The sequence below is a fragment of the Paenibacillus sp. P5_B5 genome (assembly GCF_056400365.1).
In genome coordinates this window covers 62,365-78,342 of sequence record NZ_JBFULK010000014.1, presented here as the reverse complement: position 1 = coordinate 78,342, position 15,978 = coordinate 62,365, and the positions used below count along the sequence as shown (strand labels likewise).

Sequence of the window (15,978 nt, the reverse complement as noted above, 5' to 3'; positions counted from 1 at the left end):
TGCCCTTGTCACATTGCATTGCTTATCATGATAGCTAATGGTACTACTTATGGTTATTTGCTTATCGTTATACCTTATGAAGCTGTGCTTCAACTTCCTTCTCATTCAGCGCAACAGCTATCTTGGCCGCTACTTCAACATTATGTTTAACTAATGCAACATTTGTCTCCAAGCTACGACCTTCCGTTAGCTGTTTAATTTTGGCTAAGAGGAACGGCGTTACTTTCTTACCTGTCACATGTAATTGCTTGGCTTCCTCTAATGCTTGAAGGATCGTTGATTCGATTTCATTGTAAGGTAGAGCAGCTGCTTCTGGAACTGGATTCGCAATAATTACACCACCCTGAAGCTCTAAATCCCACTTCGTGTGTAAGAAGTCTGCCACTTCACTAGGCTCATCCATACGGAAGTCAACGCCGTAGCCACTTTCTCTGGAGTAGAAGGATGGGAATTCACTTGATTGATACCCAACCACTGGTACACCGTGTGTCTCTAAATATTCCAGTGTGCGACCGATGTCTAATATCGACTTCGCGCCTGCACAAATAACAGCTACATTCGTCTGCGCAAGCTCTGTTAAATCAGCAGATACATCCCATGTAATTTCACCTTCGCGATGTACGCCTCCGATACCACCTGTAGCAAATACTTTAATGCCCGCCAGCTGTGCAGCAATCATCGTTCCTGCTACAGTCGTCGCCCCAATACGCCCTGTTGCAAGTAGATAAGCAAAATCGCGACGGCTTACCTTCTCTACTGTTGAATCCGTAGCAAAGCGTTCTAACTCCTCTGCATTCAGTCCAATCTTAATTTTGCCGTCCATTATTCCGATCGTAGCTGGAACTGCGCCTTGATTACGTATAATCCGTTCAACATCACGTGCCATTTCTACATTCTGTGGGTAAGGCATCCCATGTGAAATAATCGTTGTTTCAAGTGCGACAATCGGTAAATGATGATCTAGTGCATGCTGAACTTCTTCTGTATAAGTAAGGTATGATTTCATGAAAATTGCTCCTCTACAAGTCGATTTAGTTGATCTACACTTAGATCAGGCCATACGGAGTAGACGGTCTGCAATGTCAATGCAGATGCGGCTACGCCTAAGCGGCAAGCATCCTCAATGTTCTTCCCTTGTGATATCCCATAAAGCAGTCCTGCTGCGAATGCATCCCCGGCACCAGTCACATCAACAACATCTACCATCATGGCTGGAATATGAGCATCCCCATCAGGGGTGGAACAATAAATTCCTTGTGCACCTAATGTAATAATTACATTTCGGGCTCCTCGTGCGCGGATAGCTGCACATGCTTCACGACAATCAGCAATTGTGGTAATTTGCATCCCACTCATCGTTTCCGCTTCATCCCGATTTGGTAGAATCGCTTCTATACCAACAAGTGAACTCGGCAGCTTCATAGCTTTAGGAGTGGAAACGGGATCTACATACAGCGCAATACTTTCTGCCTGACAACGCTGTATAATATGCGCTATACAATCTACTGGGAAATTCGTATCTAGCAACACCATATGGGAAGAAGCGACTATAGACCATACCTCGTCTATCATATCCGTAGTCATTAAATCGTAAATATCCATATTAGCTAATGCAACGAACATCTCACCAGATGTATCTAACAGCGCAGTGTACGTACCGGTGCGGGCATCATTCATTGTTCTGATCGAATCGACTTCTATCCCGAGTCTTATCGATTCCTCTTTAATATAACGACCTTCCCCATCATCACCAATGCAAGATAACACCCCGATCTCACATCCAAGACGCACGAGATTCTCTCCGATATTGCGAGCGACTCCCCCACAGGATTCACTCATCACAACGGGATTCGACGTATGTATGACAAGCGGCTGCTTTGCGATTGCTTTGCGATCCAAATTGACCGCACCGATGCAGGTAATTCGAGACTTGAGTTGCAATAACTTTGTCTGTTGCATGTGTAAGCCGTTGTTCATAGCGCAAATCCCCTTTATCTCATAATTCTATCATTTTAACAATTTATCTACTAGTCTGATTAATTAGATAGTTTAAGCGATAAGTAGTGGTTTCACCGTCTTGATCAGATGGGATGCGTTACATAAGGTGATACTTAGAATTTATGATCTGAAAGTTATAAATTCTATATGGCTCTAAATCATAATCAGTGCTTGGTATAGACAGAACCATATACAGATCGTAGCGGAGGGGACGGAATTGTCCTGGAGAAGCGAAGCGTTCGCCTTTGCCACCGGATTTCTACCGCTATAAGCGGTATAAGATCAAGAAATCTGGGGGCAACAGCGATCGTAAGGACAATCCGTCCACGCAGCGGTTATATATCGGCACCATTACAATTTTTCAAGCACTGATTTTGGTGTTGAGCCTTCTATATTACGTAAAAAAACCTCCTGTAGGAATCTCATAGATTCAGCAGGAGGCTTGATGGACAAGATTATTTAAGGTTGGACTCCATTACCCTTCTGAAACAACCTTCGGTGCAGTGTTGATCGGTTCTGCTCTATGCTTAAACAAAGGCACAATTACTATAACACCGATTACGAATAAGACGGCTGCAGCACCATACAATGGCACCAAGGTGAACACATCCTTGAGCCAGCCTGCCATAGACATCGTAATAACCATGGAGCCCATGAAAAGAGGATTCAGAATTCCATTTACTCTTCCTAAATGAGATTCTGCTGTATTCTGCAAAATCATTGTATTAATACCAATTTGTATACAAGGTAATACCAATGAACTGAAGAACTGTACGACCATCGTTAAATAGAAGTTTGTTGATAATCCGAAGATCAACAGTGTAATGGCATTCACTGCCATCCCAAATGCTAGTAGCTTCTGAGGTGATACCTTCTTAGAGAAACTCATCGCTAGTATGCCACCTATAATCATCGCTACACCAGCTACAAGCGTAAACCATTGTAAATTCTCTTTGGGCAATCCTAAACGTTCCGTTACAATAAAGATCCCCAGTGGATTAATGATCCCAAGACCAAGTCCTGCTGCAACAAAGGCACCACCTAGCTTGGAAAGGATTTTACTAGACCATACATAGCGGAATCCACCCTTCATTTCTTCCCATATGTGTGATTCCGTTTTATCCACTTCCACTCGGCGATCTTTGGGGATGAATGTAAGTGTAGCTGCAGATAACAGAAAAGCGACGCCCATAATACCGATTGCAACTTTGATCCCATAGTGTTGGAATACGAATGTTCCGATTACCGGACCTAGAATCATAAATAATGCAAACATCGTTTGATATAGGGACATTCCCATTTGGATTAATGCCTCAGGTACATGCAGCTTGAACAGCTTCATACCTGAAGGCTGAGAGAATTGAGAAAGAATTGACGAAACTAAAGTAGCAAAGAATACTATTTGCCAAGAACCGACTGACATTGCTGCGAGTACGCCAACAATAGATACTGCGCTCAGAATATCGCACCAAATCATCGTACGTTTCGGCATCCACCGATCGGCAAATGTGCCCCCGATGAACGAGAAAATAAAAATTGGTGCATATTCCGCTACTGAAATTAACGATACTGCCTTTGCATCTCCATTCGTCATCTCCATCACATAAAGTAGAATGGAAAAATTACGAACCCAAATTCCGATCTGCAAGAAAAAAGTTGAGATTAATATTGCCTGCACAAATCGATTGCGAAAAAATACTGATAAACTAGGTGAACTAGGTGTTGCTACGTCACTCATAAAATTCTCCTTCCGATAACTCTCTCTAAATTAGCTAATTATTGAACATTCATAGTCTACTATAATATCCAATATAAGGAAAGGTACGATGGATTGAGATTAATCTCAGTCTCAAGACCGATATACAACCTCTAACCTCTCTAATTTTCTCCTCTAAAGTATGTATGGTGAAACAGCTTATTTAAGTCCAACCGTATCATCAATAAATGCAGCTAACTCACGTTCATATAAAGCCTTGTCTTTGCCGTAGGCAACCGCATGTACAGCCCCTTCCACGAGTAGAAGTCTATTCTCTCCTTCACGCTGCTCCTTGTACATCTCTTCACTCATATAAGTTGGCACAAATGCATCTGCATCACCATGAATAAAGAAAATGGGAAGTTTGCTATTCTTTATCGAACGAATCGGACTTACACCTTGAAATTGAAAACCCGCGCGTGCAAATACCATTCGTTCAATCCACATTAAGAAGGGAAATCTAGGTACTGAGTTAAGCTTGAGAAGCTGATGCTCCATAAGCTTGGTCATATCTGAATAAGGACAATCGGCTATGATAAATTTAACCTGTTTCTCATGTCGATTCATACCTGCGTATTCGAGCACGGTTCCACCACCCATGGACTGACCGTGAAGTCCGATTAAGCAGTCTTCCCCTTTGTGCTTCACTACCCAATCAATCCATAAGCTTAGATCGTACTTCTCTTTATATCCATAGGTTGCAAATTCGCCTTCACTAGCACCATGCCCCCGATGATCGAAGAACAGTACATTAAACCCATGTCGCACATAAAAATCAACAAATTGCAGCATCCACGGAAATGCGACTGTATATCCATGTACCAAAATGATTACGCGATTAGAGCTGGGATGACTATCGACATAGTAGCCGCGTAGCTTGAGACCATCGCTACTAATTAACTCAATGGACTCTTTATTCAGCTGCTCAAATTGTTCCCTTGTGTATAACCCTTCAGCTTCAACCTTATTAAATAATTCGTCATGTGTTGATCTTCTCATTCGAGTCACTTGATTAAAGGCATGCCTAACAACCAAATAGGCTGCAATCCCAAGTGCCAATAAAACCAAAATTGCGATAATAATACCAATCGTCATTGTATCTCTCCTTTTTAGACTTCTATATCATTAAGAAAAAAAGACGCCCTTCTTGCGCGGCGTCCTTTAATTAACATCATCAATCATTAACTGCATGACTTATACCGGAATAGGAAGCACATAAAGCAGAATCATGAAGAAATGTGCAATCGCACCAGCAAGCACGAATAGATGCCATACTGCATGATGATAAGGGAATACCTTCCATATATAAAAAATTGTGCCCAGTGTGTAAAATAAGCCGCCAACAACAAGCAGTGTTAAGCCGCCACCAGCAAGTCCAGCCGCAATTGGTTTCCATGCGATCACAATAAGCCAGCCCATTGCAATATAGAATATAGTTGAGAGGAACAGGAATTTTTTGGTGAAGAACGCTTTAAACGCTACACCTGCTATCGCTGTACCCCATATGATTCCGAATAAGGTCCAACCCATTCCGCCTTTGACGACTACAAATAAAAGCGGCGTATATGTTCCTGCTATAAATAAATAAATCGAAGAGTGATCAAATATCTCGAATAAATCCTTAACCTTCCCTTCAGGGAAGCTATGCACGAGTGTTGAGGAAATAAACAATAACAACATAGACACGCCATAAATTGTAAAGCTTACGACATGCCAAGCAGAGCTATATAGGCTAGCAAATACAATCAGAATCACAAGAGCTGCTACACTAAGTATGGCTCCAATTCCATGCGTGATCGCATTTGCAATTTCTTCTTTACGTGAATAGGTATGCGTATTAGCCATTATGAGATCATTCCTTTCAGCGCGGTTATCTATAGTATACTCTCTTTCCAAAGTTTGCGCCAAAAAGACCATTTCCGAGTATTGATACTGCCTTGCCTATAGAATTCTGATAGGAGAAAAAAACAATATCTCACGAAACCACTAGAGGAGCCGTGATTTCGTAAGATAATTGCTTAGATACCGTTGTCTCATAAGATAGCTTCGAGCGTGCTTTTATATCCTACTTCGCTTTAGTTCACTTCATTTACTTTACTTGAACGATCCGCTGGCCAACTGTTGGCGCTATTTTGTCCATTTTGCTAAGAGTACCCTCCATCAAATCGTAGAAAGTGATGCCGGTATTCAGCATTTTGGACTTTTTGAATGTAGCATAGCCATCTCCACCAGCTGCAAGGAAATCATTCGTTGCTACACGGTATGTTTTCTCTGGATCTAACGCCTTGCCACCAATTTTGAGCTCGGTAATACGCTCACCAACTGGTTTCTTAGCATCAAAAACAAGTGACATTCCACTGATTTGTGGGAAGCTGCCTGCTTTCTCTTCTACTTTACTTAGCCCGCCTTCAAGCGCGATCTTCAAGTCGCTACCCTTCACTTCTACAACAGCTAGTGTATTAGGGAATGGGAATACGGTTAACAGCATTTTCTTCGTGATATCACCTGCTGCAATAGAATCGCGAATTCCTCCGCCATTCGTTACTGCTACATCTGCTTCAAAGCCAGGTAAGGATTTCGTACGCTCGAGCATAATGTCCGTTAGTAGGTTACCCAGATTCGTTTCTTTGGTACGTACATTCTCGCGTGCACCATCAAGAGCGACTTCTGTTTTGGCAATAACAACTTTCATCACTTCATCAATATCCTTAGCGATTACGTCTACCATCTTAGCTACTTCTGGATCTGCTACTACACTCTCGTCATATTGCTTAAGACCACCTGAGAATGAAACAAGTTCTTCTCCTAAATAATATAAGTCTGCACGGCCTAATGATTTACCATATTCCCAATCCTGTACGATATAAGTGCCATTAACAACTTCAGGTGTCTTAAGCGGTGTATGTGAGTGGCCGCCAACTATCATATCAATCCCTGGAACATTCTTAGCGATTTCGCGGTCAACGTCAATACCAACATGCGAAACTACAACCACATGATCTGCTTTCTTCTTCAGTTCTGGAACTAACTTCTTAGCAATTTCTACTGGATCCTTGAATGTTAATCCCTTAACATTATCAGGATGAGTTACAATCGGAGTTTCTTCTGTAACAAAGCCAAGGAATGCGAATGTTTTGCCACCGATTTCGGCGTAGTGAACAGGCTCAAGTAGATTCGACCCATCCGCCTTAAACGTATTCGCATTAATCATTGGGTATTCAAGCATGTCTTCTAGCTTCAAAACTTGCTCCCAGCCGAAATCAAATTCATGATTACCTGTTGCCATCGCCTCATATTTCAAGTAATTCAATATGGAAACAATCGATTCACCTTTGGATTGATTTACATAAATGGATCCTTGAAACGTATCGCCTGCATCTAGCAATAGGAAATTCTTGTTTTCTTTGCGCCAGTCGTTAATGAGTGTTGCCATTTTGGCATACCCAAACTCTTTGGAGCCTACATTCTCCGTAATATGTCCATGAACATCATTCGTATGACCGAGCGTAATATGTACAGTAGCCGCGCTACCAAGTGCTTCTAGGAACTGCTTACGTGTTACAGTATCACCATCTACAATGTCTAACTGAACACCAAGCTTAGTGGCAATTTCTTTGATTCGTTTGGAGGAAAGTGGTGCATCTGGTTTCATAGCCTCATCCATAGTTATCGCCTGCATTTTGACAGCTGTTTCAAGTGCTCCTCCCGCCCAGTGAGGGGTTGTTGCAGTAGCATTCAAATTAGGCAAGCCAGCTAATCGACCAACGAACGTAACAGCCTCAGCCAATGTTATTGCACGTTCTAAGGCGAGGTCCCCACCTTTATCCCCAACAACAATTGCCTTCTTCTGCATCCAATCTACATGAGAAACTGGCTGTAGCGGGGCTGCGTTTGCAGTTCCAATCATGAGCAATGAAGCGATCGTACCCGTGACTAAGATCTTACTGAACTTTTTCACCAAAATGATCTTCTCCTCTCAAATTTAACTACCTCGAACTCATTTCAATACGTGTTCCAAAGACGCTGAAATAGATTCATCAAACACCTTAATTCTAAACGATTTGTCCCGAAAGAGGAATCTTTAATTCGGAATAATTAAATAACTTAACGAGAATGGTTTACATGATTTAACAATTGATGTATAATCAGGTAGTAATTCGGAATGTGATTCTTACCAAATATGAAACAAGGAGGATGAAATTAATATGACTAACTTAATCGTTCAATCCCAGCAATTAAATATCGATATCATCCCACCTTCTGTGAATCATCATTAATTTTCATTAATGAAATTGAGCTTACAAGCCACAGGTTGTGCAAGATGACGCCTATGGCTTTTTTGATGCTTATATATGCTAACTGGTAGCATATATATAGTGAAGGGGCCTAGGCAGGCCCCTTTTTGCTGTTTAATTTTATCTTGAACCAATTGAAATTGATTCATCTATACAAATAATGGAGGTTACACAATGGGAATTATTCAAATTCAGATATATACACCTGAGTTGGCATCAGCAGTTGCAGATATGTGGAACGCAAGCAGAGACAGCTGGGGTGGCGCAAGTAATATCAAAACAACGGAACAGGTACTGCAAGAAGAGGCTAATTCCGATTCGATGTTCGTATTCTTAGCTTTGGATGAAGATCGGGTCGTTGGCTACTGCAGCTTATGTGAGTACCGAGAGGATACAGGAGCTCTATACATTGGTCTTCTTAATGTTGATCCAGGCTATCATGGTCAGAAAATCGGTAAACTACTTGTTCTTGAATCGATTAATAAAACCATTGAGCTTAGATGGCCTAGACTCGACCTATACACATGGACAGGAAATACCAAAGCAGTCCCACTCTATAAGAAATGTGGCTTCTTCTGGGAAGACCGTGATGATACAACACATCTCATGAACTTCATTCCGACCGTTCTGAGTACGGAGGCGATCCAGGAATTTTTCCGAGAAGCGGACTGGTATCAAGACTGCACAAGACAAATCGTCGTAGAACCGGATGGGCGGAAAGATAATGGATATGATTACTTTGAATATGAATGGAAACATAACGAAAACGAGCTCCGTGTTGAATTCGAACGCCGAGGCAGAGGGCTGCGATTAATCGAAACGAATGATTACAGGATCGTTGCAACTGTTCAGAACTTAGATCTTGTATTTGGTTCGAACTATACCATTACGTACGAGATTATCAACAAAACGGGTAAACCTCTAGATGTCTCATTAGAAGGTATGAACAACCGTAATATTACCTTCGATTACAAGACTGAAGTTAACGTAACAGATCGCACCGTTCTTACAGGTCAATTCTATGTAGGACCCGTTAACGAAGAACAAAGCATTTGGAGAACACATCCTTGTGTTACTACAAATGTTCTTATCAATGGTCAGAAAGCATTGTTCCTAATCGGTATCAATCCGAAATATCCTGCCAAAATAAAAACTATTGTGCCTGGCACACTGCAATTTCTTCATAAAGATGCTGTGCTCTATCTGGATATGGAAAATAGCTTTACAGAGAATGCTGTATTTACATTTACACTGCCAACGAGTTCCCTATTTCATCTTGGACAATATGAATACACTATTGCCTTGGGTAGCCAAGAACGTCAATCCATCCCTATTGCTTATCACTTGCTCGCGCATGGTTTTTATGAAGCAGAAATAGAGATTACAGCACAGCTCGGTGATCGTCAAATACGATTCCACAAACAAATCGGAATACCGTTCGTAGGTATAGGCGCACAGCTTGCTGGTGAGTGTGAGGATTATTGGCTAATTGCGAATGGGAAGCATATTTGTAAACTGAGCAAGCTAAATAACGAATTGGTACTTGGGCATACAACCAAAGATGCAGCTACCGAAATCCTACAGCCGAAGCTTGGTAAGCCATATTCCAGTGAATTCTCCAAGAGAAGACCGGAACAAGTAGAATTCTTTGAAGAAGGCGGAGGAATCGGAATGGAAGCAACCTACCATTCCACAGATTTTAAATCCATTGTGCTAAGAGCTTATACACTATTGTACGCAGATGGAACCATTCGTCACTGGTATGAAATCCATAATCGTTCAGAGGAGCAAGCTTCGTTAGAGTTATCACTCCTAAATCCAATCTACCATAGCTTACATCGATCTATTCTTCCTTATAAGGGACAATGTATTGAGATGGAGGATTCGCAAGGAAGGGAATACAATGATTGGGATGCTAATCTCGTTAGTGAGAACTGGTTGTTCTCCAAAGGAAACACTTCTTCACCAAGAGGAATCTGTTGGTCGAATTCACATACCATTCATTTTCAGGGCTGGCATTTCACTTTGGAGTCCGCTATTGGGATCTTACAGCCGAAGGAAACAAGAACTACCGATCCGATATATATTTCACTTGGAGGATTTGCTGATTGGGAGGAGTTTCGCACTTTCGCACTACAGCAATCCGTGCCATCTCAAGCATTACCTGCGCTTGTTCAGCCGTTAGAGCTGGATGTGAATAATCACAATCCCTTCATAGGATTACATGACGAAGCGATGTTGAAACTGAAGGAGCATAAACTGCATTCACTTGAAGGAGAAATCAAGGCTGGTTTAGATCATAATAGGGTGCATATAGGGCAATCTCATATTTATACAGAAGATCAAATGGCTAGGGAAGCAAGCTATACAATACCCATGCCGCTAACTACTAAATCCACTGCAATACCTCTAATCGCAAATGTGGATGCGAAGTTTGCGACGCATACGGCCAAATTAAATCAGGTGTTGTTTCCTATTCAGAAAGCACACATTGTTCTAGACCAAACTACTCAATCTGCCAAAAGCATACTATCTGCTGATAATGGGATCATCCGAATTCAAGCATCTGCTGACTTCTCCCCTTCCCTCTTCTCTATGCAATATAAGGAGAATGAATGGCTCGATACTGCATTCCCAGAGATGATTGCCAAGTCGTGGTGGAATCCTTGGATGGGGGGAATATCGAGCAGCCCTCAAGGCTTGAATGCATATTCCCAGCTAAAAGAGCATACCGAAGCGGAATTTACGACGTTAATCGATTCCAAGCAAAATACGTGGCAAGGCATTAATATGCGACATCAAGTAACGAAGCATGAGCGCTACAAAGGACTTACATTTGAACAATATTACATCCTGCTTCCTGGTGTACCTGTACTTGCCTATACAACTAAGATTGTGCAGAATACAGGCACTTACTTTAACAATCTTGAATGGTCTACTAACATGTTCCTGCGTCCTGCTGAGGATAAAACCCAAGGGTGGTTCAAAACCATAAATCCGAACCAAATGGAGCTGACTTATTGGGATCAAGGTAAAGAAATCGAAGCATTAGAGCAATCTAGCTACGTATTTGGATCGAATCAGCGTCAAGAAATGCTGCAAGTTGTTACAGATGAGGCCTCCATTCGTTCTGGTGCTTATCTCAACAAAGAGATTGTCAATTTAACGTACCATCAATTATTGAATATGAAGAATGGGGATACGCTATTCACTTCACCGGTATTCTATGTATTTACAGAGCAGATCATAAAGGAAAGTGCCCTATCTGCTTTAAAAAAAATTCGATTTGGTGTCTAAAATTCGATAAATCGAGTAATTCCCTTTCATTGACTGAATTTTCCATCTTTATTCACCTACTATTTCGTAGTAGAATGAGAAGAGCAACAAGACACAACAAGACATTTAAGAATCAATTCCGCAAATGATTCCCACACTAACAAATTCACAAAAGGGGTATAATTCTATGTACAAAGCATTAACTATTGCTGGCTCAGATACAAGCGGCGGTGCAGGCATTCAGGCAGATCTCAAAACGTTCCAAGAACGTGGTGTGTACGGTATGACTGCACTTACAGTCATCGTTACAATGGACCCTCATAATAACTGGTCTCATGGTGTATATCCGATTCCAGTCACAACACTTGAACCTCAGCTTGAAACAGTACTTGCCGGTATTGGCATTGACGCATTCAAGACTGGGATGCTCGGATCCATCGATATTATTAAGCTAGTAGCTGACAAAATCGATCAATACCAATTAAAGAACTTCGTTCTTGATCCGGTAATGGTATGTAAGGGGCAAGACGAAGCACTTCATCCAGAGACGAACGATTGTCTTCGTGATGTACTCGTACCTAAATCATTAGTCGTTACACCTAACCTGTTCGAAGCTGCTCAACTCGCTGGTATGGCACCTATACATTCCGTTGATGAAATGAAGGAAGCTGCTATTGCAATTCACGCTTTAGGCGCGAAATATGTGTTAGTAAAAGGCGGCAACAAGCTTCCGAACGAAGAACAAGCGATTGACGTATTGTATGATGGAGAATCCTTCGAACTACTTGCATCCGAGAAGATCATTACGAACAACACACATGGTGCAGGCTGTACGTATTCCGCAGCAATTACTGCCGAGCTTGCCAAAGGACGCAGCGTCAAAGAAGCAATCTATACAGCGAAAGCATTCATTACAGAAGCTATTCGTGAATCGTTCCCATTAAACCAGTATGTAGGACCAACCAACCATGCTGCATATCGGAAGCTAGATCAATAGTATATACAACCATATACATTCAAGTATATCAAACGGCCCTAAGGAACACTTAGTGGCCGTTTTTTGTGTTTCTTCAGTGCATTCTCTCTGAATTCTAATCATTCTCTAATGATTCAGGTTGGATATCTATGGTAACGTTAGGATAAGAAATCATACATAACTAAAACACAAGGAGGACATTACTTGAAATCGATATTTAAAATCATTACGTTGTCTACTGCAATCCTCGGAGCAGGACTACTTATAAATGGTCAAGCAGAAGCAAGTTCAATCACAAAGTCCGATGTCATTACACAAGTAAATGATACCGTAATCCCTGCGAGTGAAGTACAGTCCGTATGGGTTGATAAAGAATCCTTATTCGTTCCAATTCGTCCCTTATCCGAAAAAGCTGGATACGGATTAGACTGGTATAACGAAGGTGGAGAAAGCGTCGTCACATTCACGCATGGCGATAACATCGTAACGGTCAAAACCAATGACCATACAGCAACAGTTAACGGCAAGCCCGTTAAAATGGATAAAGCACCTTTCAAAGTTGAAGGTTATACATATGTTCCACTTCGTTTTATCGGTGAATCACTAGGCCATCTCATTCAGTGGGATCAATCAAATGGACTCGCTATTTTAGCAACAGATGGTAAGTTCCATGCACCTGCATATTATCGTTATGCTGCAGCTGAACTAAGTAATCAAATTATCGAAACTGCTAAGCTCTACTTGGGCGTCCCTTATGTTTACGGTGGAACGACTCCTAGCGGATTTGATTGTTCAGGTTTCCTTCAATATGTGTTTAACCAATATGGAATTGACCTCCCACGTACAGCAGCTGATATGTACGCATCAGCAGGTACACATGTCAAAGGTAACTTAGAGCGCGGTGATCTTGTCTTCTTTAAACAAGGCTCAAAAGTATCTCACGTTGGCATGTACATCGGGAATAACCAGTACATTGATGCATCATCTGGCAGTAGAATGCGCGTCACATTCAGTGATCTAGGTTCTAGCTGGAGCATGAACTATTATATTGGTGCCAAGCGAGTTCTTTAAGCTTATAAATACTTAACCATAATAAAGACCGGTTAAACGCCATAACAGCGTTTAATCGGTCTTGTTGTTTTACTCTTCCTTAAACTTAAAGCTCCTCGCAATATATAGGAACGGCGTTGAAGCCATAGAAATTACAAACTTGATTAAGTAAGTCGTAACAAAAATATCAAGCCACACATTCCAATCATATATGCCAGTAAAAGCAATCGTACAGAAGATCGTGGTATCTACGAGCTGACTAACCGCTGTACTTCCGTTGTTACGAATCCACAACTGATTTCGTCCTGGGACGATCTTTTTGAGAAATGAGTAGATTCTAACATCAAGGAACTGACTAACAAAGTAGGCTGCTAAGCTGGCAAGTGCAAGCCTTGGCATAAGTCCGAAGATCGTTTTAAGCGCTTCATTAGCAAGATCTCCTGGCTGTGCTTCGAATACGAGCACCATTTGCATAATGATCGTCGTCATGATCAGCGAGAAGAATCCAAACCATACCGCATGCTTCGCATCCTTCTGACCATATTTCTCATTCAGCAAGTCACTGGTCAAGTAAATCGTCCCGTACATTGTATTTCCAAGCGTCATGACTAGACCAAACATCTCAATTGTTTTGGTTACTTGAATATTCGCAAGCACCGTCGCAACCCCGATCCATGCATACAGCCCTTTTTTACCAAAAAAGCGATAGCAGATCAAAAACAGTATAAAGTTCACAAGTACGAACCCTACACCAAAGATAAAATTAAACATATAATTCCCTCCTAGTTTTGATAACGCGGGAAGATTTCGAACCGCGACTCCCTTATGAAGCAAACAATACTATACCATATAAAATGCCATTTATATAATGGAGATATATGTTTTTATAAAGAAAGCAGCTATAGGTATTATGAAATTGATTCACCCATCATTATAAATGAACCGTGTCCCTCTTACGGGTTATTTATGTTTTCATGCTTATATAAAAACAGGCATGGAATTGTTTTCCACGCCTGTTTCTAATTCGGATTTGCTTATTTTACACCCTTCATATAGCTTTGAATCTTCGGAGCAAGTAGGAAGAGCAGAAGACTCAGCACAAGAGCTACCCCACCAATAACACCAAAGTAAAGCATCTCGGTTTCTGGGGTATAGAACTTAACGATTTGGGCGTTAATGCCTTGAGCGGCAGCATTGGATAAGAACCATAAGCTCATTGTCTGAGCCGTGAAGGCAGCAGGTGCGAGCTTGGTAGTAGCCGAGAGGCCAACCGGCGACAAGCATAACTCTCCGAGTACAACGACGAAGTAGCTGAGCACGAGCCACAACGGGTTAACGAGTGAAGAGGCACCGCCAAAGTAAGCCGGCAGCAGAATGATCAAAAAGGACAGACCGGCAAACAATAAGCCAAGTGAGAACTTTTGAGGTATGGTTGGCTGTCGATTTCCGAGCTTTACCCACAACCAAGCGAATACAGGCGCGAAAATGATAATAAAGAGCGGATTCAGCGACTGAAACCAGGCGGGTGAAATATGAATGCCCGCGAACTCCAATTGTGTACGCTTATCAGCGTAATTGGCTAGAATGGTAGCCCCTTGCTCCTGAATCGCCCAGAACATAATCGAAGCAATAAACAATGGAATGTACGCAATAATTCGGGAACGCTCGACAGGCGTTGTTTTAGGACTGCGGTACATAACCACGAAGTAAAGGGTAGGAATCAGAAGGCCTAAAACTCCAACCAGCTTGATAAAGGTATCAAAGGTGAGAACACCAAACATAATGGCAATCGTGATTAAGACGGCGAGAACAACAACGCTCGCACCTAGGATGGTGAACACTTTTTTCTTCTCAGTGGGTGACAGCGGGTTAACTACAATCGTACCTGCAAGACCTAAATTTTTAGGTTTGGTTATCATAAAAACGACCAATCCCAGGAACATCCCGATAGCGGCAAGACCGAAACCTAGGTGGAAATTCTTCAACCCAACGGTTCCTACAACTAAAGGAGAAAGGAAACCCCCAAGGTTAATCCCCATATAAAAAATACTGAAACCCGCATCTCGGCGGTTATCCTCTTCACTGTAAATATCTCCGATCATACTGGATACATTAGGTTTCAGCAGGCCTGTACCTAGCACAATCAAGATCATGGATACAAAGAACAGCGTAATATTTCCCGGTATGGCCAGTACGATATGACCGAACATAATCAAGATACCGCCATAAAAAACAGACTTCGACGCACCAAATATCCGGTCAGCCAACCAGCCCCCGATGATGCCGGACATATACACGAGTGATCCATAAATGGACATTATGGAGAGTGCGGTGTTCTCCGGAATCCCGAGTCCGCCCTTTGTCACTTCATAGTACATAAAGAATACAAGGATAGCCCTCATTCCATAATAGGAGAATCGCTCCCAGAACTCGGTGAAAAAGAGGGTGAGCAGGCCTTTGGGATGTCCAAAAAATCCCTTTTGTGGAACGCTTTCTACAATCTTTTTCCTGTCAAAAATTGGCATTACAATTCTCCTTTGATGTCGACTCAATGATGCTAGATTTTTTAATTATAATACCCTTGGCAGTTAAACTGCAATCTTCCCGAAGTGACAAAATAAGTAAAT

At 41.8% G+C, this 15,978-nt stretch carries 11 protein-coding genes; 3 read left to right on the top strand and 8 right to left on the bottom strand.

Annotated features, from left to right (window positions below; genetic code table 11):
- Positions 1-67: 67 nt before the first annotated feature.
- From AC1DOK_RS17985 to AC1DOK_RS17960, 6 genes are all read right to left on the bottom strand, one after another.
- Positions 68-1,006: a pseudouridine-5'-phosphate glycosidase gene (locus tag AC1DOK_RS17985; protein WP_477555689.1), complete on the bottom strand. Its 939-nt coding sequence runs from the start codon at positions 1,004-1,006 to the stop codon at positions 68-70.
- Positions 1,003-1,959 carry a carbohydrate kinase family protein gene (locus AC1DOK_RS17980; protein ID WP_477555688.1) on the bottom strand — a complete coding sequence of 319 codons (957 nt, stop codon included), beginning with the start codon at positions 1,957-1,959 and terminating at the stop codon, positions 1,003-1,005. The genes AC1DOK_RS17985 and AC1DOK_RS17980 overlap by 4 nt, the downstream gene beginning before the upstream one ends.
- Before the next feature lie 514 nt (positions 1,960-2,473).
- On the bottom strand, positions 2,474-3,736 hold the full coding sequence (locus tag AC1DOK_RS17975) for an MFS transporter (RefSeq protein ID WP_477555687.1): 1,263 nt from the start codon (positions 3,734-3,736) through the stop codon (positions 2,474-2,476).
- 177 nt (positions 3,737-3,913) lie between these two features.
- Entirely contained in the window at positions 3,914-4,849 is a 936-nt protein-coding gene (locus tag AC1DOK_RS17970) for an alpha/beta hydrolase (RefSeq protein WP_477555686.1), read from the bottom strand.
- A gap of 99 nt (positions 4,850-4,948) precedes the next feature.
- The gene (gene trhA, locus AC1DOK_RS17965) at positions 4,949-5,599 is read right to left on the bottom strand and encodes a PAQR family membrane homeostasis protein TrhA (RefSeq protein WP_477555685.1); all 651 of its coding nucleotides are present in this window, start codon (positions 5,597-5,599) and stop codon (positions 4,949-4,951) included.
- Between the two features lie 244 nt (positions 5,600-5,843).
- Positions 5,844-7,712 (bottom strand): bifunctional metallophosphatase/5'-nucleotidase, encoded by a 1,869-nt coding sequence (locus AC1DOK_RS17960; RefSeq protein WP_477555684.1) that lies wholly within the window; start codon positions 7,710-7,712, stop codon positions 5,844-5,846.
- Between the two features lie 511 nt (positions 7,713-8,223).
- Here AC1DOK_RS17960 and AC1DOK_RS17955 point away from each other — a divergent pair.
- The 3 genes from AC1DOK_RS17955 to AC1DOK_RS17945 all read left to right on the top strand — a co-directional run bounded on the left by AC1DOK_RS17955 (position 8,224) and on the right by AC1DOK_RS17945 (position 13,372).
- A complete protein-coding gene (locus AC1DOK_RS17955; protein WP_477555683.1) occupies positions 8,224-11,346 on the top strand; it encodes a GNAT family N-acetyltransferase in 3,123 nt (1,040 codons plus the stop codon).
- Between the two features lie 124 nt (positions 11,347-11,470).
- Positions 11,471-12,322 carry a pyridoxine/pyridoxal/pyridoxamine kinase gene (gene pdxK / locus AC1DOK_RS17950; protein WP_477555682.1) on the top strand — a complete coding sequence of 284 codons (852 nt, stop codon included), beginning with the start codon at positions 11,471-11,473 and terminating at the stop codon, positions 12,320-12,322.
- A gap of 183 nt (positions 12,323-12,505) precedes the next feature.
- Positions 12,506-13,372: a C40 family peptidase gene (locus AC1DOK_RS17945; RefSeq protein ID WP_477555681.1), complete on the top strand. Its 867-nt coding sequence runs from the start codon at positions 12,506-12,508 to the stop codon at positions 13,370-13,372.
- Between the two features lie 69 nt (positions 13,373-13,441).
- Here the strand turns inward: AC1DOK_RS17945 and AC1DOK_RS17940 are convergent, their stop codons facing one another.
- Together AC1DOK_RS17940 and AC1DOK_RS17935 are read right to left on the bottom strand one after the other, a co-directional pair.
- Positions 13,442-14,122, bottom strand: a complete 681-nt coding sequence (locus AC1DOK_RS17940) for a queuosine precursor transporter (RefSeq protein ID WP_477555680.1) — start codon at positions 14,120-14,122, stop codon at positions 13,442-13,444.
- Positions 14,123-14,385: 263 nt separating this feature from the next.
- Entirely contained in the window at positions 14,386-15,876 is a 1,491-nt protein-coding gene (locus AC1DOK_RS17935) for a peptide MFS transporter (RefSeq protein ID WP_477555768.1), read from the bottom strand.
- Between the last annotated feature and the right edge of the window lie 102 nt (positions 15,877-15,978).

Coding starts and splice junctions, on each gene's coding strand:
- AC1DOK_RS17985 (WP_477555689.1), bottom strand. CDS start 1,006: ATGAAATCATACCTTACTTATACAGAAGAAGTTCAGCATGCACTAGAT.
- AC1DOK_RS17980 (WP_477555688.1), bottom strand. CDS start 1,959: ATGCAACAGACAAAGTTATTGCAACTCAAGTCTCGAATTACCTGCATC.
- AC1DOK_RS17975 (WP_477555687.1), bottom strand. CDS start 3,736: ATGAGTGACGTAGCAACACCTAGTTCACCTAGTTTATCAGTATTTTTT.
- AC1DOK_RS17970 (WP_477555686.1), bottom strand. CDS start 4,849: ATGACGATTGGTATTATTATCGCAATTTTGGTTTTATTGGCACTTGGG.
- trhA (WP_477555685.1), bottom strand. CDS start 5,599: ATGGCTAATACGCATACCTATTCACGTAAAGAAGAAATTGCAAATGCG.
- AC1DOK_RS17955 (WP_477555683.1), top strand. CDS start 8,224: ATGGGAATTATTCAAATTCAGATATATACACCTGAGTTGGCATCAGCA.
- pdxK (WP_477555682.1), top strand. CDS start 11,471: ATGATTCCCACACTAACAAATTCACAAAAGGGGTATAATTCTATGTAC.
- AC1DOK_RS17940 (WP_477555680.1), bottom strand. CDS start 14,122: ATGTTTAATTTTATCTTTGGTGTAGGGTTCGTACTTGTGAACTTTATA.
- AC1DOK_RS17935 (WP_477555768.1), bottom strand. CDS start 15,876: ATGCCAATTTTTGACAGGAAAAAGATTGTAGAAAGCGTTCCACAAAAG.